The organism is Citreicella sp. C3M06, from assembly GCF_018860705.1.
In the GTDB taxonomy this organism is placed as follows: Bacteria; Pseudomonadota; Alphaproteobacteria; order Rhodobacterales; family Rhodobacteraceae; genus Salipiger.
Genome location: NZ_JAHKQA010000042.1, coordinates 20,431 through 46,929, shown reverse-complemented (window position 1 = coordinate 46,929; position 26,499 = coordinate 20,431). Strand labels below are relative to the sequence as shown.

General features: G+C 65.1%; 22 protein-coding genes and 1 riboswitch. Of the genes, 8 read left to right on the top strand and 14 right to left on the bottom strand.

Annotation, left to right across the window (positions count from 1 at the left end):
- Positions 1 to 6: 6 nt before the first annotated feature.
- The 3 genes from KO516_RS09525 to KO516_RS09515 form a co-directional block, all read right to left on the bottom strand.
- The gene (locus tag KO516_RS09525; protein ID WP_252737506.1) at positions 7 to 540 is read right to left on the bottom strand and encodes a hypothetical protein; all 534 of its coding nucleotides are present in this window, start codon (positions 538 to 540) and stop codon (positions 7 to 9) included.
- A 125-nt stretch (positions 541 to 665) separates the two neighbouring features.
- Positions 666 to 1,736 (bottom strand): ParB/RepB/Spo0J family partition protein, encoded by a 1,071-nt coding sequence (locus KO516_RS09520; RefSeq protein ID WP_216003558.1) that lies wholly within the window; start codon positions 1,734 to 1,736, stop codon positions 666 to 668.
- The gene (locus tag KO516_RS09515) at positions 1,736 to 3,160 is read right to left on the bottom strand and encodes an AAA family ATPase (RefSeq protein WP_216003557.1); all 1,425 of its coding nucleotides are present in this window, start codon (positions 3,158 to 3,160) and stop codon (positions 1,736 to 1,738) included. The genes KO516_RS09520 and KO516_RS09515 overlap by 1 nt, the downstream gene beginning before the upstream one ends.
- A gap of 554 nt (positions 3,161 to 3,714) precedes the next feature.
- Between KO516_RS09515 and KO516_RS09510 the strand changes: the two genes are divergently transcribed.
- The 4 genes from KO516_RS09510 to KO516_RS09495 all read left to right on the top strand — a co-directional run bounded on the left by KO516_RS09510 (position 3,715) and on the right by KO516_RS09495 (position 10,259).
- Complete coding sequence (locus tag KO516_RS09510) at positions 3,715 to 4,956, top strand: replication initiation protein (RefSeq protein ID WP_216003556.1); 1,242 nt, start codon at positions 3,715 to 3,717, stop codon at positions 4,954 to 4,956.
- Positions 4,957 to 5,053: 97 nt separating this feature from the next.
- Positions 5,054 to 6,124: an efflux RND transporter periplasmic adaptor subunit gene (locus KO516_RS09505; RefSeq protein WP_216003555.1), complete on the top strand. Its 1,071-nt coding sequence runs from the start codon at positions 5,054 to 5,056 to the stop codon at positions 6,122 to 6,124.
- On the top strand, positions 6,121 to 7,188 hold the full coding sequence (locus KO516_RS09500) for an efflux RND transporter periplasmic adaptor subunit (RefSeq protein WP_216003554.1): 1,068 nt from the start codon (positions 6,121 to 6,123) through the stop codon (positions 7,186 to 7,188). Before KO516_RS09505 ends, KO516_RS09500 begins: the two co-directional genes overlap by 4 nt.
- Positions 7,185 to 10,259, top strand: coding sequence for an efflux RND transporter permease subunit (locus KO516_RS09495; protein ID WP_216003553.1), 3,075 nt, complete (start codon positions 7,185 to 7,187; stop codon positions 10,257 to 10,259). The genes KO516_RS09500 and KO516_RS09495 overlap by 4 nt, the downstream gene beginning before the upstream one ends.
- A gap of 566 nt (positions 10,260 to 10,825) precedes the next feature.
- Here KO516_RS09495 and KO516_RS09490 read toward each other — a convergent pair.
- The 7 genes from KO516_RS09490 to KO516_RS09460 form a co-directional block, all read right to left on the bottom strand.
- Positions 10,826 to 12,064, bottom strand: a complete 1,239-nt coding sequence (locus KO516_RS09490; protein ID WP_216003552.1) for an aminopeptidase — start codon at positions 12,062 to 12,064, stop codon at positions 10,826 to 10,828.
- A gap of 72 nt (positions 12,065 to 12,136) precedes the next feature.
- A complete protein-coding gene (locus tag KO516_RS09485) occupies positions 12,137 to 12,883 on the bottom strand; it encodes an SDR family oxidoreductase (protein ID WP_216003551.1) in 747 nt (248 codons plus the stop codon).
- A 9-nt stretch (positions 12,884 to 12,892) separates the two neighbouring features.
- Positions 12,893 to 13,531: a nucleoside/nucleotide kinase family protein gene (locus KO516_RS09480; protein WP_216003550.1), complete on the bottom strand. Its 639-nt coding sequence runs from the start codon at positions 13,529 to 13,531 to the stop codon at positions 12,893 to 12,895.
- Complete coding sequence (locus KO516_RS09475; RefSeq protein ID WP_216003549.1) at positions 13,531 to 14,646, bottom strand: ABC transporter ATP-binding protein; 1,116 nt, start codon at positions 14,644 to 14,646, stop codon at positions 13,531 to 13,533. The genes KO516_RS09480 and KO516_RS09475 overlap by 1 nt, the downstream gene beginning before the upstream one ends.
- 4 nt (positions 14,647 to 14,650) lie before the next feature.
- On the bottom strand, positions 14,651 to 15,502 hold the full coding sequence (locus KO516_RS09470; protein ID WP_216003548.1) for a carbohydrate ABC transporter permease: 852 nt from the start codon (positions 15,500 to 15,502) through the stop codon (positions 14,651 to 14,653).
- Positions 15,499 to 16,347, bottom strand: coding sequence for a carbohydrate ABC transporter permease (locus KO516_RS09465; protein WP_252737505.1), 849 nt, complete (start codon positions 16,345 to 16,347; stop codon positions 15,499 to 15,501). The genes KO516_RS09470 and KO516_RS09465 overlap by 4 nt, the downstream gene beginning before the upstream one ends.
- A 125-nt stretch (positions 16,348 to 16,472) precedes the next feature.
- A complete protein-coding gene (locus KO516_RS09460; RefSeq protein WP_216003546.1) occupies positions 16,473 to 17,726 on the bottom strand; it encodes an ABC transporter substrate-binding protein in 1,254 nt (417 codons plus the stop codon).
- 146 nt (positions 17,727 to 17,872) lie between these two features.
- On the opposite strand from KO516_RS09460, the gene KO516_RS09455 reads away from it, so the two are divergent.
- Together KO516_RS09455 and KO516_RS09450 are read left to right on the top strand one after the other, a co-directional pair.
- A complete protein-coding gene (locus KO516_RS09455; protein ID WP_216003545.1) occupies positions 17,873 to 19,057 on the top strand; it encodes an ROK family transcriptional regulator in 1,185 nt (394 codons plus the stop codon).
- A gap of 95 nt (positions 19,058 to 19,152) precedes the next feature.
- Positions 19,153 to 19,283: riboswitch (FMN riboswitch) on the top strand.
- 65 nt (positions 19,284 to 19,348) lie between these two features.
- Positions 19,349 to 19,822 (top strand): 6,7-dimethyl-8-ribityllumazine synthase, encoded by a 474-nt coding sequence (locus KO516_RS09450; protein WP_216003544.1) that lies wholly within the window; start codon positions 19,349 to 19,351, stop codon positions 19,820 to 19,822.
- Between the two features lie 198 nt (positions 19,823 to 20,020).
- Here the strand turns inward: KO516_RS09450 and KO516_RS09445 are convergent, their stop codons facing one another.
- From KO516_RS09445 to KO516_RS09430, 4 genes are read right to left on the bottom strand one after another with little or no spacing between them, the layout of a single operon-like run.
- Complete coding sequence (locus tag KO516_RS09445) at positions 20,021 to 20,986, bottom strand: sugar-binding transcriptional regulator (protein ID WP_216003543.1); 966 nt, start codon at positions 20,984 to 20,986, stop codon at positions 20,021 to 20,023.
- Between the two features lie 43 nt (positions 20,987 to 21,029).
- On the bottom strand, positions 21,030 to 22,487 hold the full coding sequence (locus tag KO516_RS09440) for an FGGY family carbohydrate kinase (protein WP_216003542.1): 1,458 nt from the start codon (positions 22,485 to 22,487) through the stop codon (positions 21,030 to 21,032).
- 4 nt (positions 22,488 to 22,491) lie between these two features.
- Positions 22,492 to 23,451, bottom strand: coding sequence for a transketolase family protein (locus KO516_RS09435; protein WP_216003541.1), 960 nt, complete (start codon positions 23,449 to 23,451; stop codon positions 22,492 to 22,494).
- The gene (locus tag KO516_RS09430; RefSeq protein ID WP_216003540.1) at positions 23,448 to 24,269 is read right to left on the bottom strand and encodes a transketolase; all 822 of its coding nucleotides are present in this window, start codon (positions 24,267 to 24,269) and stop codon (positions 23,448 to 23,450) included. The genes KO516_RS09435 and KO516_RS09430 overlap by 4 nt, the downstream gene beginning before the upstream one ends.
- A gap of 227 nt (positions 24,270 to 24,496) precedes the next feature.
- On the opposite strand from KO516_RS09430, the gene KO516_RS09425 reads away from it, so the two are divergent.
- The gene (locus tag KO516_RS09425; protein WP_216003539.1) at positions 24,497 to 25,471 is read left to right on the top strand and encodes an ABC transporter permease; all 975 of its coding nucleotides are present in this window, start codon (positions 24,497 to 24,499) and stop codon (positions 25,469 to 25,471) included.
- 97 nt (positions 25,472 to 25,568) lie between these two features.
- Positions 25,569 to 26,495: a substrate-binding domain-containing protein gene (locus KO516_RS09420; RefSeq protein WP_216003538.1), complete on the top strand. Its 927-nt coding sequence runs from the start codon at positions 25,569 to 25,571 to the stop codon at positions 26,493 to 26,495.
- The last annotated feature ends 4 nt before the right edge of the window (positions 26,496 to 26,499 follow it).

Below are 26,499 nucleotides of genomic sequence, written 5' to 3'. Positions count from 1 at the left end.
TGTCCTTCAGTCGGGCTGGGCGCCCGCCGCGCGGCGGAACAGCTCATACCCTGCGATAACGTCGATGGTCAGGTGGCGCGCCCGCGGGCTGTCCGGGGCAATGGCGTCAAGGCAGGCGCAATGCTGCCGCCACAGCCCCGGAGCCGCGCAGGCAAGGAAATAAGAAGGGATCGGCATGGGCGGGGTCTCGGCCATCAGTCGGCGGCGCAGAACTTCGGTGCCAAGCCGCGAGCCCAGCACGAGGTAATCGACGGCCAGCGGGTCGATATCGACGCCACGCACCGCTACCGGAACCCGGCCCAGATCCGCCAGATCGGACTCTAGCCGCGCCGTCAGATCGCTGAGCAGCGCGCCGGTCTGCGCCCCATGCTGCAGTGCAGCAAAAGCCGCATGCTGCGCCGCTAGGAACCACGCAAGCCCCGCGCGCGGGTCATTGATAAAACGAGAAAAAACCGCCTCGGCGGTGTCATGCGCAGCTTTGGTCTGCACACGCAACAGATGGCGGAAGCCGGGCTCGGCCCTGTCCTGAGGAGTCGTCAAACCGGTCTGTCCCTCATATCGCCGCGCGACGCGTAAAATCCCTTTAACGTGATTAACGCATCGCTCAAAGCTTTGGTTCCCTGTTAAGGCGATTATTTTTCAAGGCCTGCCCGCATCGCGGCACATCAGTCCGGATCGCCAAGCAGGCGCTCCATTTCCGACATCAGCACTTCGACCAGTTCGCGATCCACCCGCCCGCCCTTGAGGCGGATAAACCAGCCCTGCGCGTCCTCGCCCGATTGCAAGCTCACCCCGCTGTCGGTCTGCACCCGGCGCACCAGCTTTGGCGCGGCTTTGGGGCGCCCGCCCCGGCGCGGCTCGGGGGCCGGTTCCAGATCGGCCAGCGCGTCGGCAATCAGCTGCGCCTCTTGCGCCGGGGTCTCCGGCACCCGCTCGGCCAACACCTCGCGCAGACGGGTCTCGGCGCCGCCGCGCAGCGCCGTGGCCAACGCCAGCCCGTCCTTTTCCTTGATCAGGTCGGGGAAGGTCAGCATGTCGCCCAGCTCTTCAAAGATCAGCGCAAAACTGCGGATCTTCGAACGCTTCGCCTTGGAGGCCTGCGGGAACAGCGTCGCCACCGCCTCTTCGGTGCTGCCAAACGCGCCCTGCTGCGCCGCGATCACCGCGATGCGGCCGCGCTCATAGGGCGAGAGCGCCGAGCGGATCTCGTTTTCCTCGATCATCGCCGCAAACGTGCCGCCCATCGCCGCCGGGTCGCGCACGATGGCCTTGATCGACGCATGCGCCTCGAGCTGGGTCATCGCATGCAGGGCGCGCATGGCGTGCAGGCGGCGATAGCCCGACAGCAGCCCCCATTTCGGCCCCTGCCCCGCCCGTTCGAACACTTCGATCGGCAGGCGCAGCCCGTTGCGGGAAATCGACGCCTTGAGCTCTTCCATCTCCTCGTGGTCCATCACCACGCGGTCGCGCACCAGCGCGTCGGCCTCGATCTCGCCCAAAGGGATGTCCAGCAGCAGCAGCCCCCGGTCCTTGGCGTCGCGATGCGCCTGCGCATCAACCCGGTCGCGCGCGGCGGTTTCGCGCGCCTCGGCCGGGCGCGGATCATGCCCTGCCGCCGCCTCGCCCGCGACCTGCGCGATCGGCGCGGCGCGGCCAACCGGCCCGGCGGTGAACTCGGCCTCGAGCCGTTGCAATTCATCGGCGCTTGGCGCCTCCAGCTTTCTGCGTCTTGCCATCAGCTTGCCTCCTGCTCACCTGCGCCAGCGGCCCTTTCCGCCTCGGCCATCTTCAGATCCCGCCACCAGCAGCCAAGGATCACTTCCTTGACCTCGGCCCATGTGCGGTCAAACGTCTCGCGCCCGCGCACATAGGTGTCGCGGTTGAAGTCGCGATAATCGGTCTCGTAGATGCCACTCACCTGTTCGCCCGCCTGCCCGACCATGGCGGTGACTTCCTGACGATAGGTGGTCATGAACTCGCCGAAATAGGCCTGAATGACATTGGCAAGATCGGTCTGCTGCCCGGCATCGAACCGCGTCACCAGCGCCCGCACCGCATCCCATTCGAACCGGGTCTCGGGCAGACCTTCGGCGCGCAACCGGCTGTTCTCGCCATCTTCGATCGACGCGAAGGTGGAATAGATCATGTCGAAAAACCGCCCCGTGCTGTCGAATTCCAGAAACGACGCCCCCAGCGGCACCAGAAGAATGTCGGCTGCGGCCAGCGCATTGATGGTCAGATACCCCAGCGCCGGCGGGGTATCGAGCAGCACAATGTCATATTCATCAAGCAGGCCGCCCTCGCTCAGCGCGTTTTGCAGACTGTCCCACAGCGCCCAGCTGCGCGCCCGCATCCGCCACACCGGCACCTGAAATTCCGCCCAGTACAGGTTCAGCTGGGCGCCGATCAGGTCGATATTGGGCCAGTGGGTTTTCTGCACGAGGTTTCGTGGCGAAACCTTTAACGCTTCGGACAGGGTTTCGTCGAAATCGAAAGGAGTTTGCCCTTCGGCCTCGCGCACCCGGTTTTCGGCGGCAAGATGCTGGGCGAAATCGCGGGCCAGCAGTGGGAACACCGTCTGCCATTCGTCCTCGACCTTGCCGCCCATGATCGAGGTCATCGAGCCCTGACTGTCGAGGTCGATCACCAGCACCTTGTAGCCATCCAGCGCCGCGCTCATCGCCAGATGCGCGGCGGTCGAGGTCTTGCCGACGCCGCCCTTGAAATTGGCCACGGCGACGACCTTGGCAGGCAGCCCCTCGGGGCGCCATGCGCGGTATTCTCGATCCTTGGCGCCCTCGATGGCGAAATGGTCGCGCAGGATCAGGATTTCCTCAAGCGTGAACCACTTGGAATTGCCCTCGCCTTCGCCCTGCGGCAGCTCGGGATTCTGCCGCAGCACCCGGCGCAGATGCGCGCTGGCGACGGGGATCAGGTAGCGACAAACCTCCCACGTGGAAAACCGCCGCAGCCGTTTTTGCCCGTCAGGGGCATAGCCGCGTTTGGCCAGATCGTCGCGCCCACGCGCGGCAAAAGCCGCCGCCTTGGCAAAGCGCGCGGTATCGATCGGCGCGCCAAGCTTGCTTTCGGCCTTTGCCGGGTCGATGTTGAAATACGGGGGCAGATCGGGCTTGCCCGCGCCACTGGGTTTCTGTGCCATGGTGCCTCGGATGTTCGCTTGTTGCCGCGATATCGGGGAAACTATGGCACATGAAGAGCGGCTTGTGAAACGCGGATCTGCCAACGCGGTCAATCCATTGATTATTCAGGCAAGCAGCGGGCAGATTGCTTTGTCGAGTCTTTAGGATCTTTAGAGTCTTTAGGGACGATAAAGCTAAATACTTACAATTAGATAACATAGTCCAAGGGACCCGTATACAGGGCGCTGGGTATCCGTTTTCGGTGCCACAGGCACCCGTTTGCAGGAGAAAGGGTGCCGATTCTCGGGTTTGCAGCGGGCAGACGGGGCAAAAGCGCTGCTTTGACCCGTGTTAGAGCCTTGCTGGCACGAATCATCTTGGGCTCCGATGTGGCCTTTCCTGCAAATGGATACCTTTGTGACAGGGGCGCAAGCCTTGGGTACCCGTCTGCGGGATGGGGCGTGGCGGGCGTATAGGTGCCAGAGGGGCGCTTGCCAGCGGATACCTTTCGGGGGATACTCCGGGCAACCGGGCTAGGGCGACTCGCCCACAAGGCCCTGCCCCGCAGACGGGCATGATCGGCAGTACGGACGAGGGTGCGATGGACGAGGCAGGCAACCCGGCGGATATCCCGCGCGACAGGCTTTCGGGCCCCCTGCGCCGCGGCGCCGTCAAGAAACACGTCGCGGCGATCCATGTGTCCGGCAAGCTGACGCTGTTGCAGCGCAAGCTGAGCAACGTTCTGCTGCTTAACGCCTATGACACCATCACCACGCAAACTCGGCACCAGATCGATGCGCGCACGCTGTGCCTGATGATCGGGTACAATTCGAATGACATGGAAACCCTGAAGGCGTCCTTGCGCGGGCTCGCCGAGACGGTGGCGGAATGGGATATGCTGGATGAGGAGGGTCGGCAGGAATGGGGCGTTTCGGCGCTGCTGAGTTATGCCAAGCTCAAGGGCGGAATCTGCGAATACGCCTATTCCCCGGCGCTGGCGGAAAAGCTGCACGACCCCAAGGTGTTTGCGCTGATCAACCTCAACATCCAGCGCCGGTTCACCTCCGGGCACGCGCTGGCGCTATACGAGAATTGCTACCGTTTCGTGCGGACCGGCTCGACGGGATGGTGGTCTCTGGATCTGTTCCGCCGACTGATGGGGGTGTCCGACAGCCCTTATTACGAGACTTTCAAGCATCTGAACGCCAAGATCATCAAACCCGCCGTGGCCGAGGTGAACAAGACCTCGAACATTGTGGTGACACCAGAGCTGCGCAAGATGGGCCGCGCGGTGACCGATATCCGCTTTCGCATCGCCGAAAATCCGCAGCTGGCGATCCTCGATCTCGACGATGGCGAGGGGTTCCGCAATGCCCCGGTCTATGCGCGGCTCAAGGCGCTTGGGGTCTCGGACCGGCTGGCGCGGCAATGGATGGGCCAGCACGGCGAAACCTATGTGCGCCAGAAGCTCGATTATGTCGCGGGTCAGGCCGGAGTATCCAACCCGGTCGGCTACCTGACAAAGGCGCTGTCCGAAGATTACGGCAAGGAGGTTTCGCCGCGAAACCCTGCACCGACCCCTGCCCCGGTCACCGCCCGCGCAAGACGCCTCGCCCGCATCAAGGAGCTTGCCGCCGCACGCACGCCCACCCAACGCGATGCGGACAAGCGCCTGTTCATGGCGCGGCTCGAAGGTGCCGCCCGGGAGGATTTCGAACGCCACGCCTGGATGTCTGCCCTGAATGCCGAGGCCATCGCGGCGTTCTGGGAAGAGCTGTCGCCGGGCGCCTTCGACGGGCTTGATCCCACGAACTGACCGCGAAGCGCTGCGATTTGACGCAAAATTTTACCCTGTTGCCCTGACCCTCGGTCACGCTAGGACTATGCCACGTGAATCCTGACAGGAGGTTACCATGCCGCGCCTTGCCCCCCTTTGCCTCCTTGCGGCCTGCCTCGGCAGCGCGGTGCAAGCCGCCGATCCCTTGCCTGTCGAGATCGTCACCGCCACCGCCGTTCTTCCACTGCGCACCTACGCGCTGACCGGAGAGATCGCGGCGCGGGACGAGATCGCCGCCGCCTTCCCGGTTGCCGGACGGCTGATCGAGGTTCTCGTGCGCGAAGGCGACAGGGTCGCCGCCGGTGATGTCCTTGCCCGTCTCGACCCCGTGCAGCAGCAGCAGGCGTTGCGATCGGCCGAGGCTGGGCTGGCCTCGGCGCAGGCTGATGAAACGCAGGCGCAGGGCGATTTCACCCGGCTGGACGCGCTGTTCGAACGCGGGGCCACCACCCGCGCCGAACGCGATGCCGCCGAAGACAGTCTCAAGGCCGCCGCCGGGGCGCTTGCCCGGGCGCAGGCCGAGCTGGAACAGGCGCAGAAGGCGCTGCGCGACACCACCCTCAGCGCGCCTCAGGAGGCGACCATCATCGACCGGCTGGCCGAGGACGGGCAGGTGGTCGGCGCCGCCCAGCCGGTGTTCGACCTTGCGCTTGGCGGCGACATGGAGGCGGTGTTTGACGTTCCCGAAGTGCTGCTGACCAAATCCATCGGCGCGGCCACGGTGACGCTGCACACCCTCAATGAGCCAGACGACATCTTTACCGGCACCATCCGCGAGGTCTCGCCGCTGGTGGCATCGGACACCGGCACCGTGGCCGTCAAGGTCGCCATCCCCAATCCTCCGGCTCGGCTCGACCTTGGCGAGGCGGTGCGCGGCGAGGTGAGCTTCGAGGCAGAGGGCGAGGTGGTGCAGCTGCCGTGGCAGGCGCTCAGCGCCATCGGTGATGCGCCCGCGGTCTGGCGTCTGACGCCAGAGGGCAACGTGGATCTGGTGCCGGTGACCATCGACAGTTTCGCCACGCAATATCTTACGGTCTCGGACGGGCTCAGCCCGGGCGACCGCATCGTGGGGCAGGGGGCGCAGTTGCTGTTTCCCGGCCGCAATGTCATCGACGTAAACACCCTGAGCGCGGAGGAGGGGGAATGAGACTGCTGGCCACCCTGCTTGTGATCCTGACCAATCTGGCCGCGCTGCCGCTGATGGCGCAGGAAGAGGTTGACCAAACCCAAACGCCCCGCCCGGTGGTCAGCGTCATTGTCGCGCGCCAGTCGCTGCCGCAGCCCGATTTCGTCGGGCCGATCGCGGCGCGCATCGCGGTTGATCTTGGCTTTCCGATGATTGGCACGGTGGCCGAACGTCCGGCCCGGCTTGGGGATCGGGTGGCCAAGGGCGATGTGCTCGCGCGGCTCGATCCCGAAGAGCTGACGGCGCGGCTGCGCGCCGCCGAGGCGGGGGTGTCGGTGGCCGAGGCCAATGCCTCGTCGGCGCGCGATGCGCGGGACCGGGCCGAAACGCTCAAGGCGCGCGGGGTGGAAACGCAGGTGACGCTCGACAATGCGACGCGGGCGCTTGCCGCCGCCGAGGCGGCTCTGACGCAGGCGCAGGCGCAGCGCGCGCAGGCCGAAGACCTGCTGGGGCTGGCAACGCTGAGCGCGCCGCAGGATGGCATCGTCACCGCCACCTATGCCGATCAGGGCGACACGCTGGCGGCGGGCGATCCGGTGGTGCAGGTGTCGGGGCTGACGCAGCGCGAAATGCTGATCGATCTGTCCGAGGCCGACGCCATGCGATTGGACCCCGGCGCGCTGTTCGACGTGCGGCTGATCGCCGAGCCGTCGATCACCAGTGTTGCGACGCTGGACCGGATCGAGCCGGTGGCAGCACAAAGCACCCGCACCCGGCGCGCCCATCTGGCGCTGATCGAGCCGCCCGATGCCTTCCGTATCGGCACCTTGGCGCGGGCTCGCCCGCAGGGTGACGGGCAAAGCGCCATTGCCCTGCCCGAAGCCGCGATCCTCGACGACAAGGTCTGGCGGGTCAGCCGCGGGGCAGGGGGCGCGACCGCGCAGCTGACCCCGGTGACCGTGGCGGGCAGCCTGATGGGCTACGCTGTGATCACAAATGGAATCAGCGAGGGGGATGAAGTGATCACACGCGGCATCCATTCGTTGCAAGACGGCCAGCCCGTCGGAGAAAGGATCCCGGAATGAGCCGTTTCAACCTGTCGGACTGGGCGCTGCGGCACCGGTCATTCGTGTGGTTCCTGATGGCGGTGTCGCTGCTGGCCGGGGCCTTGGCCTATGTGGAGATCGGCCGCGAGGAAGACCCGAATTTTGCCATCAAGACGATGATTATCAGCGCTGCGATGCCCGGCGCGACGGTGCAGGACACGCTCGATCAGGTCACCGACCGCATCGAGAAGGAGCTCGAGGATCTCGACGAGCTGGATTACACCCGCTCGGTCACGCGGCCGGGCAGCGCGGTGGTCTATCTGGAACTGCTGCCGACCACCAAGGCCGACCAGCTGCCGCGCATCTGGCAGCAGGTCCGCAATATGATGGCGGATATTCAGGGGGAATTTCCTCAGGAATTTCAAGGGTTCAGCTTTAACGACAGCTTTGGCGACGTCTATGGCAACATCTTTGCTTTTACCGCCGATGGCTTTTCCCCGCGCGAGCTGCGCGAACAGGTCGAAGAGGTGCGCCGCGATGTGCAGGCGCTGCCCGATGCCGGTAAGGTCGAGATTTTCGGCACCCGCGACGAGGTCATCTACCTAGAATTCTCGACCGAGCGGCTGGCGGCGCTGGGGTTGAACCAGCAGCAGGTGCAACAAACGCTGGCAGCGCAGAACGCCATCACCCCGTCGGGGGTGATCGAGGCCGGGCCGGAGCAGGTTCTGGTGCGCGTCTCGGGCGCCTTCGAGGGCCCGCAGAGCCTGCGCGACATCTCGCTTCGGGTCGATGACCGGTTCTTCCGGCTGGCCGATGTCGCGGAGATCCGGCTGGGCTACGAAGACCCGCCCTCCGAGCTGTTCCACTACATGGGGCAGGACGCCATCGGCCTGTCGGTGGGCATGCGCGAGGGCGCCAACATTCTGAAATTCGGCGAGGAGCTGAGCGCGGTGATGGACGCGGCGCAGGCGTCGATGCCCGTTGGCATCGACATCGCGCAGGTGGCCGACCAGCCGCATGTGGTGGACGAGGCGGTGGGGCATTTCCTCAAGGCGCTGGCCGAGGCGGTGGTGATCGTGCTGGCGGTGTCGTTTGTCTCGCTCGGGCTGCGGGCCGGGCTGGTGGTGACGGTGGCGATCCCGCTGGTGCTGGCGATCACCTTCGTGGTGATGAACGAGCTTGGCTTCACGCTGCAGCGGATTTCGCTGGGGGCGCTGATCATCGCGCTGGGGCTGCTGGTCGATGATGCGATGATCGCCATCGAGACGATGATCTCACGGCTGGAAAAGGGCGAGAGCCTGACGCGGGCGGCGAGCTATGCATGGACCTCGATCGCCTTTCCGATGCTGACGGGCACGCTGGTCACGGTGGCAGGGTTCATCCCCATCGGGCTGAACGATTCGGCGGCGGGGGAATTCACCTTTTCGCTGTTCGTGGTGATCGCGGTGTCGCTGGTGGTCAGCTGGGTGGTGGCGGTGCTGTTCGCGCCGCTGCTGGGGGTCACCTTCCTGTCTACCAAGATGAAGCATCACGATGCCGGACCGGGCTGGCTGCGGCGACGCTTTCACGGCCTGTTGCTGCTGGCGATGCGGCACCGCTGGGCGACGATCCTGCTGACGGTGCTGACCTTCGGGATGTCTGTGTTCGGCATGCGCTTTGTCGAGCAGCAGTTCTTTCCGAGCTCGGATCGCACCGAGCTGGTGGTCGATTTCACCCTGCCGCAGAACAGCACGATTGCCGAAACCTCGGCGCAGATGGCGCGCTTTGCCGCGGCGCTGGAGGGCGACGAGCGGGCCGAGTTCTGGTCGACCTATGTGGGGCGCGGCGCGCCGCGGTTCCTGCTGTCCTATGACGTGCCGACGCCGGCGTCGAACATGGGGCAGATCGTGATCCAGACCCCGTCGACCGAGGCGCGCGATGCGCTGCGCGCCGATCTTAACACGCTGGCGCTGCGGGAGTTTCCGGGGGCGGATATCTTCGTCAAGCTGCTGGAAATCGGGCCGCCGGTGGGGCGCCCGGTGCAATACCGGATCAGCGGGCCGGATGTCGCCGCGCTGCGCGATCATGCGCGCGCGCTGGCGGCGGTGATGGCGCAGGACGAGCGGCTCGACAGCATCGTGTTGAACTGGAACGAGCCAAGCCGCGTGGTGCGGGTGCAGATCCTCGAGGATCAGGCGCGGCGCCTCGGGATCTCGCAATCCGATATCGGTGGGGCGCTGGCGGCGATCTACGATGGCGCCACGGTGACGGAACTGCGCGATGGTGAGTATCTGGTGGATATTCTGGCGCGCGGCGATGCCTCGTCGCGGGGCACGGTCGAGGGCCTGCCGGGGCTGCAATTGTCGGCGGGCGACGGGCGGGCGATTCCACTGCGGGCGGTGGCGCGCTTTGACTGGGGCGTTGAACAGCCGGTGGTGCATCAGCGCGACCGGCGGCCCACAGTGACCGTCAGCGCCGCGATCAAAGGCCCCACCCAGCCGGCGACCATCGTCGGCGATCTGGTGCCCGCCATTGCGGCCTTCTCGGACGCGCTGCCCGCGGGCTATGCGGTCGAGATCGGCGGCACCGTCGAAAGCTCGACCGACAGTCAGGCGCCGATTGCCGCTGTGGTACCGCTGATGATGCTGATCATGCTGACGTTGATCATGGTGCAGGTACAGAGCTTCCGTCTGGCATTTGTGGTGCTTTGCGTCGCGCCGCTGGGCCTGATCGGGGTGGTGGCGGCGCTGCTGCCGTCCGGCGCGCCGCTTGGCTTCGTGGCGATCCTTGGGGTGCTGGCGCTGATCGGCATCCTGATCCGCAACGCCATCATCCTCGTCGACGAGATCCAGACCCTGCGCGCCGAAGGCCGCCCCGCCTGGGACGCGGTATTCGAAGCCTCGGACGCACGCGCCCGCCCGATCCTGCTGACGGCTGCTGCGGCATCCTTGGCGCTGATTCCGATTTCGCGGCAGATCTTCTGGGGACCGATGGCCTTTGCCATGATGGGCGGCATCATCGCAGGTACGGTGATCACGCTGGTCTTTGCCCCGGCGCTGTATCTCGCGGTGTTTCAGGTGAAGGAGGGCGCAGACGGTAAACATCCGCGCCATGCGAGCCCGCAGGTCTGACCGGGCGTGCGGCGGGTGTTCGCATCAAGGACGCCCGCGCCTCCGAAGCTGGCATGCGAGATGCAGTCATTCGAGGTTCCGGCCGAGGGGACGCTAGCCGCCTTCGCCGCAAAAGCGGCGGGCAGCCGGGGAGCTGGTACAGGTTCTGGGCTCTTCGAGCGGACGCCGCATCACCGCTTGTGCGGCGCTGCCGGTGCGACAGAGTCCGTTTAACCGATTGTGCGCTTTCGAAAGTGACGACGAGGCCTGCGCGAGCAACTTCGACAGAACCTCGCGAAACACGGGGGTTCGAAGCTAGGGTACCTGAGTTGCGTTCTCTCCGGCATGCGTTTTCGCCGGGCAATGGTCCGCTCGATTGTACTGATTGAGATATGAAGGTGTGGTGTTGGCTGGCTGACGCGGCAAGGGGGGCGCTGCCCCCCTCGGCCTACGGCCTCACCCCCCGGGATATTTGAGGCCAGAAGAAACAGGGGCGCTGCGCTCTGGTTTCTTCTGGCTCAAAATATCCCCGCCGGAGGCAGGCCGGATCTTGCGGTCTGGTGCTGGTTTGCGAGATCAGTGAGGCGTCAGGCCCATTCGCCTTTGCGGAAAACCGGTACCGCCGTGCCGTCCGCGGTGAGGCCGTCGATGTCGGTGTCTGGCCCGCCGATCATCCAGTCGACGTGGATCAGGCTGGAGTTGCCGCCCTTGGCTGCGATCTCTTCGGGGGAGAGCGAGGCGCCATCGACGAAGCATTTCGAATAGCATTGGCCGAGCGCGATGTGGCAGGCGGCGTTTTCATCGAACAGCGTGTTGTAGAACAGCAGCCCCGATTGCGAGATCGGCGAGCCATGGGGCACCAGTGCGACCTCTCCGAGGCGGGAGGCGCCGTCGTCGGTCGCGATCAGCTCGCGCAGGATGTCGCCGCCCTTGTCGGCCTTGGCTTCGGTGATCTTGCCATCGGTGAAGGTGACCTCGATGCCGTCGATCAGGCTGCCCTGATGGGACAGCGGTTTGGTGCTGCGCACCGTGCCGTTGACCTTGTGGGCGTGGGGCGTGGTGAAGACCTCTTCGGTGGGCACGTTGGGGTTGCAGGTCACGCCGTTCTGGGCCGGGGCGGCGCCGCCGTGCCATTCGTGATCGTCGGCCAGACCGATTGTCAGATCGGTGCCGGGGCCTTTGAAATGCAGCGCGGCAAAGCGCTGTTCGTTGAGCCAGCTGCTGCGGGTCTTGAGCGCGGCGTTGTGTTCGGCCCATGCGGCGACGGGATCGTCGCGATCGACGCGCGAGGCGGCAAAGATCGCTTCGGCCAGCTTTTGCTGGGCCTGCGTTTCGGGAAGTTCGGGGAACATGCGTTTGGCCCATGCGAGGCCGGGGTAAGAGCAGATGGACCAGTTGATCTCGAAGTTCGAGATCTTTTCCAGCGCCGGTTTGTAGGCACTCGAGGTTGCCTTGCCGGCGCGTGACACCTTGGCCGGGTCCATTTCGGAGAGCAGCATCGGGTCTTCGCCGACGATGGCGAGGCGGGCGGCGCCGTTGGCATAGGCGTCGGCCATGCCGGAGAAAAGCCAGCTCGCCGCACTGTCGAAGCTGTTGTCGCTGCCATGGGTAAAGCGGGCGAGGGTCAGTTCGGGATCGCTCAGGATCGGGGTCACCAGCGCGGCGCCGGCCTTGTAGGCCGCCACGGTGATGCGGCGGACCAAGGGCAGGGCTTCGGCCGGGGCGGTGATGATAAGCTGCTGGCCGGGCTGAAGGTTCAGCCCCGTGTGCACCGCCACGTCGGCGAGGCGGTCGAGAAGGCTTGGGTCGATGGGGCTGTCGGTCATGGTACCTCTCATGGGTTGTCCCGCCAGAGGTAACATGCCCTGCGGCGCGGGCAACCCCGCGCCGCGCCGCGATCAAACCGCGGTGAAGCCGCCGTCGATGGGCAGGGTGATGCCCGAAATCATCGATGCGCCGTCCGACAGCAGGAAGACGATGGGCGCGGCGATCTCGTCTTCGGTGGCCCAGCGGTGCAGCGGCATGGTGTCTAGGAACGGGCCCTGCACCTCGGGGCGGCCCCAGTACCAGGCCGACATCGGGGTCATGACCACGGTGGGGTTCACCGCGTTGACCCGGATGTTGTATTCGCCCAGTTCCAGCGCCGAGACGCGGGTGATGTTGTCGAGCGCCGCCTTGGACGAGCCATATGAGATGTGCCCGCGCAGGCCGACAAGCGAGGCTTGCGACGAGACGTTGACGATGGCGCCGCCCTTGCCTGCGGCGACCATGGTCTGCGAGGCGTATTTGGTCACCAGCAGCGCGCCGCGGGCGTTGATCGCCATGACCTTGTCAAAGACGCTGATGTCGGTCTCCATCGGGGTGGCGATTTCGCCGCCCCAGCCGCCGCAGTTCACCACCCCCCAGAGGTCGAGCCCTTCCAGCGCCGCCTTGACCGAATCTTCGCAGGTGAGATCGAAGGGCAGGGTGCGGCAGCCGGTGTCGCGTGCCAGCTCGGCCAGCGCTTCTTCGTTGCGGCCATTGGCGATGACGGTGGCGCCAGCGGCGACCAGCTGGCGCACGGTGGCGCCGCCGATGCCACCGGATGCGCCGGTGACGAGGATCGGGCCTTTGTCGGCAAAACCGGGGGAGGAGAAGTTGGTCATGGGGGTCTTTCAGAGCGTGGGGGAGGGCTGCGGGATCGTCAGATCCGCGGGCAGCGACTGGGTCAGAACGGTGAGGGCGTTGCGCAAATCGTTGCCCTCGACCTTGGCGGGAATTTCGGCTTCGGGAATGCCGTGATCCTGCCAGCGTTTCCACAGGCGGGCGCGCAATTCGGTCTCGGGGACGTCGAGCATCACCGAGACATCGTAATGCTTGCGCAGTTCGCGCCAGCCGGGGGCGTCGAGCAGCAGGTAATTGCCCTCGACGATCAGGATCTCGACCGAGGAGGGGATCATCCGCGCCGCATTGCGCGAGATTTCCAGCGCCCGGTCGAAGACCGGCACGCAGACCTGATCTTCGTCATTGGCGCGCAGGCGGGTCAGCAGATGCGAGAAGCCCGCCACATCGAAGGTTTCGGGCGCGCCCTTGCGCGGGCGCAGGCCCATCGCCGCCAGCAGCCCGTCGTCGTAGTGAAAGCCATCCATCGGCAGCACGGCGGCGCTGATGCCCTGCGCGCTCAGCGCCTCGGCCAGGGCCTCGGCCAGCGTCGATTTGCCCGATCCGGGCGCGCCAACCACGGCGATGATGCGCCGGTGGTCTCCCCGGAGGGAGACCACGCGATCCACCAGCGCATCGGGCAGGGCAAACATCAGGCCAGCCGCTGTTCGGTTTTCGGATCGAAGGCGACGGCGCGGGTCATGTCGAAGGTGACATGGGTCAGCTGCCCGGCGGTGGCGGTCGATTTGCCGCGGAAGCGTCCGATGCATTCCTTGCCGCCCAGAAGGATGGTGACAAAGCTGTCGGCCCCGGTGGTTTCCACCAGTTCGACCGGCAGATCGACATGTTCAAGGCAATGGCTGTCGTGGTCGGCGCTTTCGGGATCGGTCATCGATTCCGGGCGCACGCCCAGCACGATCTCGCGGCCGATCTGATCGGTGAGATGCGCGCCATGCGGGAAGGGCAGGGTGATGAACCCGCCCGCCGTCACCACCTTGACCCCGACCGCGCCGTTCAGCTCGATCAGCTCGGCGGGGAACAGGTTCATCGCGGGCGAGCCCATGAAGCCGGCCACGAACATGTTGGCGGGGTTGTTGTAGACCTCTTCGGGGGTGCCCAGCTGCTGCACGTCGCCGCCGAACATCACCGCGATGCGGGTCGACAGGGTCAGCGCCTCGACCTGATCATGGGTGACGTAGACGATGGTGGTTCCCAGCTTCTGGTGCAGCTTCTTGATCTCGGTGCGCATGTCGACGCGCAGCTTGGCGTCAAGGTTGCTCAGCGGTTCGTCGAACAGGAACACCGCCGGATCGCGGGTCAGCGCGCGGCCCATGGCGACGCGCTGGCGCTGGCCGCCTGAAAGCTGCCCCGGCTTGCGATCGAGCAGGTGGGTGATCTGCAACAGCTCGGCCACCTGCGCGATCTTGGCTTCGCGCTCGGGCTTGGGCACCTTGTGCATTTCCATGCTGAACGAGATGTTCCCGCGCACCGTCATGTTGGGGTAAAGCGCGTAGCTTTGGAACACCATGGCGATGTTGCGATCGGCGGGCGGCACGTCGTTGACCACGCGCCCGTCGATGCTCACCTCGCCGGAGGTGATGTTTTCCAGCCCGGCGATCATGTTCAGCAGGGTCGACTTGCCGCAGCCCGAGGGGCCGACCAGCACGAGGAATTCCCCCTTCTGCACGGCGATGTTGGTCTCGTTGAGCACCTGCACTGCGCCATAGGCCTTGGTGACCTTGTCGATGTTGAGAAATGCCTGGGTCATCAGGTCATCCTTTCACGGAGCCGGACATCAGCCCGCGCACAAAGAAGCGCCCGGCGACGATGTAGACAAACAGAGTGGGCAAAGCGGCCATGATGGCCCCGGCGAAATGCACGTTGTATTCTTTTTCGCCGGTCGAGCTTTGCACGAGGTTATTGAGCGCGACGGTCATCGGCTGGCTGCTGAAATCGCTGAACGAGGCGCCGAACAGGAAGTCGTTCCAGATATTGGTGAACAGCCAGATCACGCAGACCACCGCGATGGGGCCCGAGTTGGGTACGAGGATGCGCCAGAAGATGGTAAAGAACCCGGCCCCGTCGATTTCCGCCGCGCGCACCAGTTCCGTCGGGAAGGCGGAATAGTAGTTGCGGAAATACAGCGTGGAAAAGCTGATGCCATAGACCACATGCACGAAGATGAGGCCGCCTACGGTGCCCGAAAGATTGAGAAAGCCAAGGCTGCGCGCCATCGGGATCAGCACAATCTGGAACGGGATGAAGCAGCCGAACAGCATCAGGCCGAACAGGATGGTATCGCCGCGAAAGCGCCATTTGGTCAGCACGTAGCCGTTGAGCGCGCCGAGCACCGTGGCGATGGTCACGGCGGGCACCACCATCAGGAGGCTGTTGAGGAAATAGGGCTTGAGACCGGTTGCCTCGACGCCGACCTGCGCCTGCGACCAGGCATTGTGCCATGGCGCAAGGGTCCAGACCTGCGGCAGTTCCATCATGCCGCCGGAGGTGATTTCCTGCAGGGGTTTCACCGAATTCACCAGCATCACGTAAAGCGGCAGCAGGTAATACAGGCAGAACAGCCCCAGAATGGCGTAAAGAAGGATGCGGGCGGGGCGCAGGGTCATCGCTTGTCCTCCTTCAGTTCGGACCACAGGTAGGGGATGATCACGGCGGCGATGGTCAGCAGCATGATTTCCGCCGAGGCCGCCCCGATGCCCATCTGGTTGCGGGTGAAGGTGTAGGAATACATGAAGGTCGACGGCACGGCGGTGGCGTTGCCGGGCCCGCCATTGGTCAACGCGACCACGAGATCATAGGATTTGATCGCCATATGCGCCAAGACCACGAACGCCGACAGGAAGGCGGGGCGCAGCTGCGGGATGACAATGCGCCGGTAAACGGCAAAGGTTCCGGCGCCATCGACGCGGGCGGCCTTGAGCATCTCGCTGTCGATGCCGCGCAGGCCGGCAAGGAAGGTCGCCATGACAAAGCCGCTGGTCTGCCAGACCGCCGCGATGACGATGGTATAGATCGCCATGTCGCGATCCTTGATCCAGCGGAATTCGAAACTGGTCCAGCCCCAGTCGTGCATCACCGCTTCCAGCCCGATGCCCGGATCGAGGAACCATTTCCACGCCACGCCCGTCACGATGAAGCTCAGCGCCATCGGATACAGATACACGGTGCGGATGAAGCCTTCGGCGCGGATGTGCTGATCGAGCAGGATCGCCAGCATCAGGCCGAGGAACGAGCAGATCACGATATACAGGATGCCGAAGATCGCGAGGTTGGTGACCGCGATATCCCACATGCGCAGGGAAAACAGCGTCTCGTAATTCTGGAACCCGACCCAGCCGTAACTCGGCAGCATCTTGCTGTCGGAAAAGCTGAGATAGGTGGTGAAGGCGATGAAGCCATAGACGAAGAACGCGACAAGCGCGAGCGACGGGCTGAGAACGAGGCGCGGCAAGAGCACACGCAACCTTGCCCTCGCCGACGGGGCGGGGTGAGCGGCCACGATGACCTCCGGGTGGGTTGTCTTGAGGCAGAGAGAACCGCCAGCGTGGGCGCCGCCGGTCCTTGTGGGGTGTCAGATCAGATCGAGGCGGATTCGACCGCCAGCACCAGCTCTTCCACGGCGTCTTCAGACGACATGTCCGAGTTGAAATGCTCGGTCACCACGTCGAAGATGGCGCGCTGCACGGACGAGGTCTGGGCATGGCCATGGGCGAGGCTGCCCAGCAGGGCATCGTTGGCCGAGGCTTCCGCGATGTCTTCCTTGGCCTTGAGGGCGCAGGCGTCATAATCGGAAATATCCACGTCGGTGCGCGGCGGGATCGAGCCCTTGACCTTGTTGAAAGCGTGCTGGAATTCCGGCGAGATGACCGAATTGGCCATCGCATCCTGTGCCGCCTTCATGTCGCCGGTCACGTCGAAGAAGGCGAAGAAGTCGGTGTTGAACAGGTAGGACCCGGCGGTGCCCGGCGCGGGAATGCACAGGATGTCCTCACCCGGCACCATGTCGGCGCGGATGATTTCGCCCTTGGCCCAATCGCCCATCAGCTGCATCGCGGCTTCGCCGTTCAGCACCATCGCGGTGGCAAGGTTCCAGTCACGGCCCGAGAAGTTGTCATCGACATAACCGCGCAGGGTGCGCATCTGGTCGAAGACCTGAAGCATGGTGTCAGAGCCAAGCGCGTCGAGGTCGGCCTCGATGATCGCCTTGCGGTAGAAATCGGCGCCGCCAAGACCCAGCACCACGTCATCGAATACGGTGGCGTCCTGCCAGGGCTGGCCGCCATGCGCCAGCGGGGTGATGCCCTTTTCCTGAAGCGCGGCGGCGACGGTGTTGAACTCTTCCCATGTGGTGGGCGGGGTCAAACCGTTTTCTTCGAAGATCGCTGCGTTGATCCACAGCCAGTTCGGGCGGTGGATGTTGACCGGCGCCGCGACCCACTTGCCGTCATAGGTGGCGAAATCGACCACGGCCGGCGGCAGCACGTCAGCCCAGTTGCCCTCATCCGCCAGCGCGGTGATGTCGCCAAGCGAGCCTTCCTGCGCCCATTCGCGCACCGACATCCCAAGCAGCTGCGCGGCGGTCGGCGGGTTGCCAGCGGCAACGCGGGCCTTGAGCGTGGTGGTCGCGGCTGCGCCACCGCCGCCAGCGACGGGCATGTCTTCCCAGCCGACGCTCTGGCCGGCGAGATCTTCTTTCAGCACGTTGAGCGCCGCGGCTTCGCCGCCAGCCGTCCACCAGTGCAGGACTTCGACATCCGCCGCAGAAGCGCCGGTCGCAAGTCCACAAACGGCCACTGTCGCCAGCAGCCGAGCCGATTTTCCGAGAGCCATGGTCTCCTCCTCATGGATATTGGCGAATCCGTCTCTCCATCCGGGTCGCCAGTTTGTTTGGTTGCAAAACAAACATATTGTGTAATACTTGTCAACCACGGACGGCGAGGCACGGACGGGGGGATTTGAACGCGGAGGAAAGCGTCATGGCAGGGCCTGTGGTGCTGCGGCGGATGAACGAAATGCGGGCGCTGGAATGCCTTGCGGCAACCGGCTCGATGAGCCGCGCCGATCTTGCCCGCGCGCTGTCGATGACGCGCTCGACCTCGTCCAGCATCGTCGCCTCGCTGCTCGACGAAGGCCGCGTGCAGGAGATCGACGATTCCGGCCAGTCGCGCGAAAGCCGCACGGGCAGGCCGTCGATCCGCCTGCGCCTGAACCCGGATCACGCGCATTACCTTGGCGCCGATATCGGCGCGAGCTTTCTGCGGGTGGCGGCGGTCGATTACCGGGGCCGCTCGCGCTACCTGCGCGAAGAGCGGGTGCCCAGCCGCCCGGCCGATCCGGGCACCGTGGTCGAGCGCATCGGCGTCATGGTCGAAGACTACCTGTCAACGCTCAAGGACCCGTCGATCGTCGCCGGGGTCAATGTCGCGGTGCCGGGGATCGTCGATCTGGACGGGCGGGTGCTGCGCGCGCCGCCGCTCGGCTGGGTCGGTGTCGCGGTGCAGGAGATGCTGCAGGACCGGCTGGGGGCGCTGCCGGTGCGCCGCCTTGTGAATGACGCCAACGCCTTTGCGCTGGCGGCGCGCTCGCTGCATCGGGGGCCGGAATCGCTGGATGAGGCGGTCTTCGTGCTGCTCGACGATGGCGTCGGCGGGTGCATCATGACCGGCGGGCGCATCCTCGAAGGCGTAGGCGGTATCGCGGGCGAACTCGGCCATATGCCGATCGGCGAGGCGGGCTTTTGTGATCTGACCGCGATCCGGGGCAGTTTCGAAAGCTACGTGGCGCGGCAGGCGGTTCTGTCGCGGTTCCAGACGCTTGGCGGACAGGCGGCGCATCTTGCCGAATATCTCGACGCGCTCGATACCGGCGACAAGGCCGCCCGGCAGGTACTCGAGGACTGGTCCTGGCAGCTGGCGCGCGGACTGGCGATTGTCACCACGCTGCTCAATCCCGCGACGGTGGTGATCGGCGGGCGCGTCGGCACGCTGTTCGCCCGCGGCGAAAAGCTGGTGCAGGAGGCGCTGTCGCGCAACCTGCTCGAACAGACGCCGGGGCCACGGCTGATCCTGTCGGAGGTCGGGCCCGAAGGGGTGGCGCTTGGGGCCGCGATGATGCTGCATGAGACGGAATTCGCCGGTGAGCCAGCTGTCGCGGTCACCTGATGCGCAAAAATGCCGTCTGGCTGGGCGTCAGAGCATTTTCAGCAATCATTCGCAGGAAAACGACTTGACCTTGCGGGGCAGCGATTCCAGATCTGGGGAATTCTCAGGGCGGGGTGCAATTCCCCACCGGCGGTGACAGCCCGCGAGCGCCATCATAGACGATGGGTCAGCAGATCCGGTGGAACTCCGGGGCCGACGGTGAAAGTCCGGATGGTAGAGAAGGGGGTGCGGGGCCATTTGGCGCCGTGCTTCGACGCTCTGGGATTCTGTCATGCGGAAAGGACCAGAGTTATGACAAAATCCCCCAAGTTTGCCTTCATCAAGGCGCGTTGGCACGCCGATATCGTCGACCGCGCGCACGAAGGATTCCTTGCCGAATTGAATGACGCCGGCGTGACTGCTCCCGTCGATGTCTTCGAGGTGCCGGGCGCCTTCGAGATGCCGCTTGTGGCGCGCAGGCTGGCGCAAAGCGGTGACTACGATGCCATCGCCTGCGCGGCGCTGGTCGTGGATGGCGGCATCTACCGCCACGACTTTGTGGCGCAGGCGGTGGTCGACGGGTTGATGAAGGCCGGGCTCGACACTGGCGTTCCGGTGCTGTCGGTGTCGCTGACGCCGCACCACTTCCAGCCGACCGCCGAGCACGAAGGGTTCTTTGGCACGCATTTCGTGGCGAAGGGCCGTGAGGCCGCCCGCGCAGCCCTGTCGATTGCCGCGCTTCATGGGCAACTGGACCGGCCCGCCGCTGCAAAGGCCGTCGCCTGAGGCTGACAGGTCCGAGGCGCTTTGCTCCGGGCCTCTTCACCCTTGACTGTGGGCAGAGGGGGGCCAGCCCCCCGCGCTTCGCGCTCCCCCCGGGATATTTGAAGCCAGAAGAAACCGATGCGCGGCGCCCGTGGCTTCTTCTGGCCTTAAATATCCCCGCCGGAGGCAGGCCGGGCATCGCGGCGGGGCGCGGCGTTTTTATGACTCGGGGCCGCTCCGGAGCAGTCTCGCGGAGGTGAATTTGTCGGTTACGAGCAGGTCGAGCACACCGGCCTGCAGCGCGCCGCGGATGGCTTCGGTCTTGGATTGGCCGCCCGCGAGGCCGATCACCCGCTCAACGTTTGACAGCTCTTCCAGAGTCATGCCGATCACGCGCTCGTCGAGCGGTGTGCGCACCGGGTCACCGGAGCTGTCGAAGAAGCGCAAGGAGATGTCGCCGACCCCACCTGCGTCGGTCACATCGGACAATTCGCGCGAGGAGAAGACATTGCCGCTGCGGGCCAGCATCGAGGAGGGCTCGATCGCGCCGATGCCAACGATGGCGAGCGTGATCTTACTGAAAAGATCCATGGTTTCCCGCACATAGGGGTCGCCCAGCAGAACCAGCTTGGCCTCGCGCGATTGCGCCACGCCGGGGGCGCTGAGCAGATGCGCCTCGGCGCCGGTCAGCCGTGCCAGCCGCGTGGTGAGCTGGTTGGCATGGGTCTGGACCGCCGGGTCTCCCATGCCGCCGAGGGTTTGCACCACGTATTTCGCCTTGCCCGATTTCATCGGGTGAATGTTGTCGACCATGCGCAGGATGGTTTCCGACCAGCTTGACACGCCGATGATCTCGTCCGGTTGCAGCGTCGCTTCAAGGAAATGCGCCGCGGCCTCGCCGATGCGGGCCATGATCGCGCCGTCGCGGTCTTCGGAGCATTCGACGACGATGGCCTCGGACAGGCCGAAGTGTTCACGCAGGCCGGCCTCGAGTTCGGCATAGGTCCCCGACGGGGCGACGACCGTGGTGCGCACGATTTGTTCTTCCTGTGCCTTCTTGAGCATTCGCGACACGGTGGCCTGCGACATGCGCAGGTGTTTCGCGATGTCGGCCTGCCGCTGCTTTTCAACGTAATACATCTGGGCCACCCGCGCGATCATGCGCAGCTCGTTCAGGCGCGACATTTGTGGATTCTCCCGGCCAAGGTTGCCTGTGAATTTTTATTCACTACACGTCAAGGATGCTGCGGGCAATTGCCTTGTGCCATGCGCTCTGGCGTTGCGCGCGCTGCGTTGGGGCCATCTGCGGGGCGATGTCGGCGTCGCGGCTAGCCAGTTGCGACAGCGCCTTCAGATCGGGCCACATGCCGGTGGCCAGCCCGGCGAGATGGGCCGCGCCAAGCGCCGAGGCTTCGGTATTGCGGGCCGGGGTGACCGGGTGGTTGAGCATGTCGGCGACCAGCCCCATCAGGAAGCGGTTGCGCGACGGACCTCCGTCGACCGAGACCCGCCCGATGCCGCCCGCCGCCTGCGCCATGATGGCAAACACGTCGCGCACCTGAAAAGGGATGCTTTCGAACGCCGCCCGTGCCACATGCGCCGGGCCTGCGCCGAAGGTCAGGCCGCTGATCAGCCCGCGCGCCTCGGCGTTCCAATGCGGCGCGCCAAGGCCGACATGCGCGGGCACCAGCGTGACGCCCATGCTATCGTCGACCGTTTGCGCCAGATCCATCAGCGCATCGACCGAGGGCAGGCCAAGCAGCGCCTGTGTCCATGGCAGGATCGAGGCGGAGACAAGGATATTGCCTTCGAAGGCATAGGTGCTCTGGCCGTTCAGCGACCAGGCGATGGTGGTGGTGATGCCTTTGGGCGGCACGATGAAATCGGGCACCGTGGTCATCACCGAAGAGCCGGTGCCGAAGGTGATCTTGCCGTCTCCGGGGTGAAAGGCGCCATGCCCAAAGAGCGCGGCGTGGGAATCGCCGATGGCCGAGGCGATGGGGATGCCGTCGGGCAGCACGCCCGCGCCCTTGGTGGTGCCAAAGACATGCGCGCTGTCGTGGACGTTGGGCAGCATGGATTTCGCGACGCCGAACAGCGCGCAAAGATCCTCGTCCCATGCACCTTGCGCGAGGTCGAACAGCTGGGTGCGCGCGGCGTTGGACCGGTCGGTTGCGTGCACCGCGCCGCCCGAGAGGTTCCAGATCAGCCAGCTGTCCACCGTGCCGATGCAGATGTCGGGCGCGCTGGCGTGATGTTTCAGCAGCCATGCCGCCTTGGTCGGTGGGAACATCGGGTCGATCGGCAGACCGGTTCTGGCGATGACCTCTGGCTCGTGGCCGGCGGCCTTCAGCGCCTCGCAGGCATCGGAGGTGCGGTGACATTGCCAGGTCACCACCGGCCCCAGAGGCGCACCGGTGGCGCGATCCCAGATCAAAACCGATTCGCGCTGGTTGGAAATGCCGATGGCCGAGACCTGCACATCGGGTCGGGCGGCAATGCAGGCCTTGATGGCGCTCTGCGTCGCCGCCCAGATGGCATTTGCGTCTTGTTGCACCCAGCCGGGCTGGGGATATTGCGTGGGGACGGGGGACGCGCCACTGGCGAGGATCTCTCCGGTTTGCGACACCAGCACGGCCTTGGAATTCGTGGTGCCTTCGTCGATTGCCAGAATGGCGCGTTCCATGGTCTTAGCCTTTCCGTTTCAGCAGCGCTTCGGCGCTGTTGGCGATGGCCGAGGGGGCCATGCCGAAATCATCGAGCAGCTGCTCTGCCGAGCCGGTATGCGCAAACACCCCCGGCACGCCGAGCCGTGCCATCGGCACCGGGGCCTTGTCGACCACCACTTCGGCCACGGCAGAACCCAGACCGCCAAAGGTGGTGTGTTCCTCGACGGTGACAATCGCGCCGGTGTCGGTCGCGGCGGCCACGATGGCGTCTTCGTCGATGGGGCGCACGCTGGCCATGTTCAGAACGCGCGCCTCGATGCCCTTGTCGGCCAGCAGGGCGGCGGCCCTCATGGCGCGGTGCACCAGCGTGCCATTGGCGATGATCGTCAGGTCCGCGCCGTCGCGCAGCAGGTTGGCTTTGCCCAGTTCGAACACATGGCCCTCGGGCAGCAGGTCGGGCACGCCGACGCGGCTCAGGCGCAGGAAGCAGCCGCCGTCATATTGCGCGGCCCAGCGGATCACCGCATCGGTTTCGATGCGATCGGCGGGGGCGATCACCGCAATGTTCGGCAAGGCGCGGATCCATGCGAAATCCTCGATCGAATGATGGGTCGGGCCTAGATCGCCATAGGCCATGCCCGAGGAAATCCCGACCAGCTTCACATTGGTCTGGCTGTAGGCGACATCGGCCTTGATCTGTTCCAGCGCGCGGCCGGTCAGGAACGGCGCGGCGCAGCAGACAAAGGGGATCTTGCCGCCATTGGCCAGCCCGGCCGCGACGCCGACCATGTTCTGCTCGGCGATGCCGACGTTGATCAGCCGTTCGGGAAACTTTTCCTTGAAGCCGCCCAGCTTCGAGCTTCCGACCGAATCGTTGCACACGGTGACGATGTCGCGGTTCGCCTCGGCCAGCTCTTCCAGAGCGGCGACAAAGGCATTGCGGCAATCGTGCAGTTTGGCGTCCTTGAAGGGCATGTTCATTGAAGGGCCTCCTCGAGTTCGGCGATGGCCTGCCGGTATTGGTCTTCGGTCGGCACCTTGTGGTGCCATGCGACGTTGTCGGACATGAAGCTGATGCCCTGACCCTTGTTGGTGTGGGCGACGATGCATTTGGGCTTGCCTTGGGTGATCGTGTCTGCCGACAGGGCGCGGGTGATCTGCTCCATGTCGTGACCGTCGATTTCCTCGACCGCCCAGCCGAAGGCGGCGACCTTTGGCGCGATGGGCGCGAGGTTGTTGGTGTCGGCCAGCCTTGCGCCCTGCTGCAGGCGGTTGTGGTCGATGATCAGCGTCAGGTTATCCAGCTTGAACTGCGCGGCGGCCATGATCGCCTCCCAGTTGGAGCCTTCCTGCATCTCGCCGTCGCCGGTGATGACAAAGCTGCGCCAAGACGCGCCGTTCAGCTTGGCCGCCGTGGCCATGCCAACCGCAACCGGCAGGCCGTGGCCCAGCGGGCCGGTGTTGGTTTCGACCCCCGGAACCTTGACCCGGTTGGGGTGGCCATTGAGGCGGGAGTTATGCGCCAGAAAGGTCTCGATTTCCGCTTCGGGGATGAAGCCCTTTTTCGACAGCGTGATGTAGAGCGCCAGCGCGGTGTGGCCCTTGCTGAGCACGAGGCGGTCGCGGTTCGGGTCCAACGGGTTGGCCGGATCGACGTTCATGATGTCGAAATACAGCGCCGTCAGCAGGTCGGTGACCGACATCTCGCCGCCGATGTGTCCGGCCCCAGCCTCAAAGACGGCCCGAACGTCGCGCTGCCGGATCTGGTTCGCCATGCGGCGAAGGTCTTGGGTGTCCATCGCGGTATCCCCTTGTATGAATGAATAAATATTCCAGCAGATATAAACATACAAAAACCGACGCTGTCAAGCTGCCGAGATAGCGAAGGCTGGCGCTGCGCTGCGGCGAATTTGAGGTGCATCTATGGCTTGACAGCGGGGTTATGTCGGATTAGGCATTTTCCATCATGCATGAATAAATATGCATTACACCGAAGGCCCATCGGGCACCCTTGGAGGAGGATCGGATGACCATGACCCAATCCACGTCGTCGGAGCGGCCGCGGCTTTCTGACATGTTCTCGCTGAGCGGGGCAACTGGCCCCCTGATCGGGCTGGTGCTGCTGTGCATCTTCCTGTCCTTTGCGACCGACTCGTTTTTCACCCTGCGCAACCTGCTCAATGTGCTCGACCAGATCACCGTGCTGGGGATCATGGCGGTGGGCATGACGCTGGTCATCCTGATTGGGGGCATCGACCTTGCGGTCGGCTCGGTGCTGGCGCTGGCGATGATGGTGATGGGATATGTCGCCAATGTCGCGGGCTACCCGCTGGGCATCGGCATCGCGGTGGCGCTGGCCTGCGCGGCGGCCAGCGGCGCGGTGTCGGGGCTGTTGATCACCCTGTTCAACGTGCCCGCCTTTATTTCCACGCTGGCGATGATGTCGATCGCGCGCGGCCTTGCCAACATGATCACCGATGGCCAGCAGATCGTCGGCTTTCCGGCGTGGTTTTCGATGCTGGCCTTCATTCGTTACGGCGGCTTTCTGACCGCGACCGTTGCCGTGATGCTGGTGGTGTTCGCACTGGGATGGGTGTTCTTGCGCTACAGCTCTGCCGGGCGCAGCCTGTATGCCATTGGCGGCAATCCCGAGGTGGCGCGGCTTGCGGGCATTCGCACCAATCTGCTGACCGTCGGCGTCTATGTGGTGTCCAGCCTGCTGGCCGGGCTTGGCGGTGTGGTTCTGGCGATGCGGCTGGACTCGGTGCAGCCCACCGCCGGATTTACCTATGAGCTCGACACCATCGCGGCGGTGGTGATCGGCGGCACCAGCCTGAGCGGCGGGCAGGGCGGCATCGTCGGCACCATCATCGGTGTGCTGATCATCGGCGTGCTGCGCAACGGGCTGAACCTGCTGGGCGTGTCGCCCTTTACCCAGTCGGTGGTGATCGGCGTGGTCATCGCGCTCGCCGTCGCTGCCGAAGCCTTCAAGAAGCGCTGAATTTTCCCGGCGGGTGCCCCGCGCCCGCCGGTCACTGCCCTGCGGGGCACCCTGACGAGACGCGAGGAGCGTTTCGAAACGACCGGAGGAGACATCCATGAAACTCAAGGCATCGCTGCTTGCAGCATCCGCCATGGCCGCGTTCGCATTCAGCGCCGAGGCCGCCGAGGTCAAGCGCCTTGGCCTTGCCGTGACCAACCTGCAGGCCGACTATTTCAACCAGATCAAGATCGGTGTCGAAGACTACGCCAAGGAAAAGGGCATCGAGGTCATCACCGTCGACGCCAAGAACGATGGCGCGACACAGGTCAGCCAGGTGCAGGATCTGCTGACCCAGAACATCGACGCGCTGATCTATCTGCCCGCTGGCGCCGCCGCCGCGACGGTTCCGGCGCGTCTGGCACGGGCGCAAGGCATCCCCGTCGTCAACGTTGATCGCAACGCCGAAGGCGAGCCGGGCGATACCTTCATCGCCACCGACAACGCCGCGTCGGCTTATGAGGTCTGCAAGCACATCATTGGCTTGGCGGGCGGCACCGGCGAGATGATCATGATCCACGGCCAGAAGGGCACTACCCCCGAGGTCGAGCGCACCAAGGGCTGCATGAAGGCCATCGAGGAAAACCCCGGCGTCGAGCTGGTGGCGCAGCAATGGTCGAACCAGTGGTCGCAGGCCGAAGGGCTTGATATCTCGCAGAACCTGCTTCAGGCGAACCCGAAGGTCAGCATCATCTTTGGTCAGGCCGACGGTCTGGCGATGGGCGCGATGCAGGGCGTGAAAGTGTCGAACATCGATCACCGCGTCTATATCGGCGGCTTTGACGGCGACACCACCGCGCTGCCGGTTCTGGCCGAGGGGGGCTATGACGCCACCGCGACCCAGCAGGTGCGCGGCATCGGGCGCCTTGCCGTGGACAGCGCCATCAAGCTGGCCGCTGGCGAAGAACTGCCCGCCGAGCAGCTGCTGCCGGGCTTCCTGACCACGCCCGAGAACGCGGCCGACTACGTCGCTGAGCATCCGTAACCAC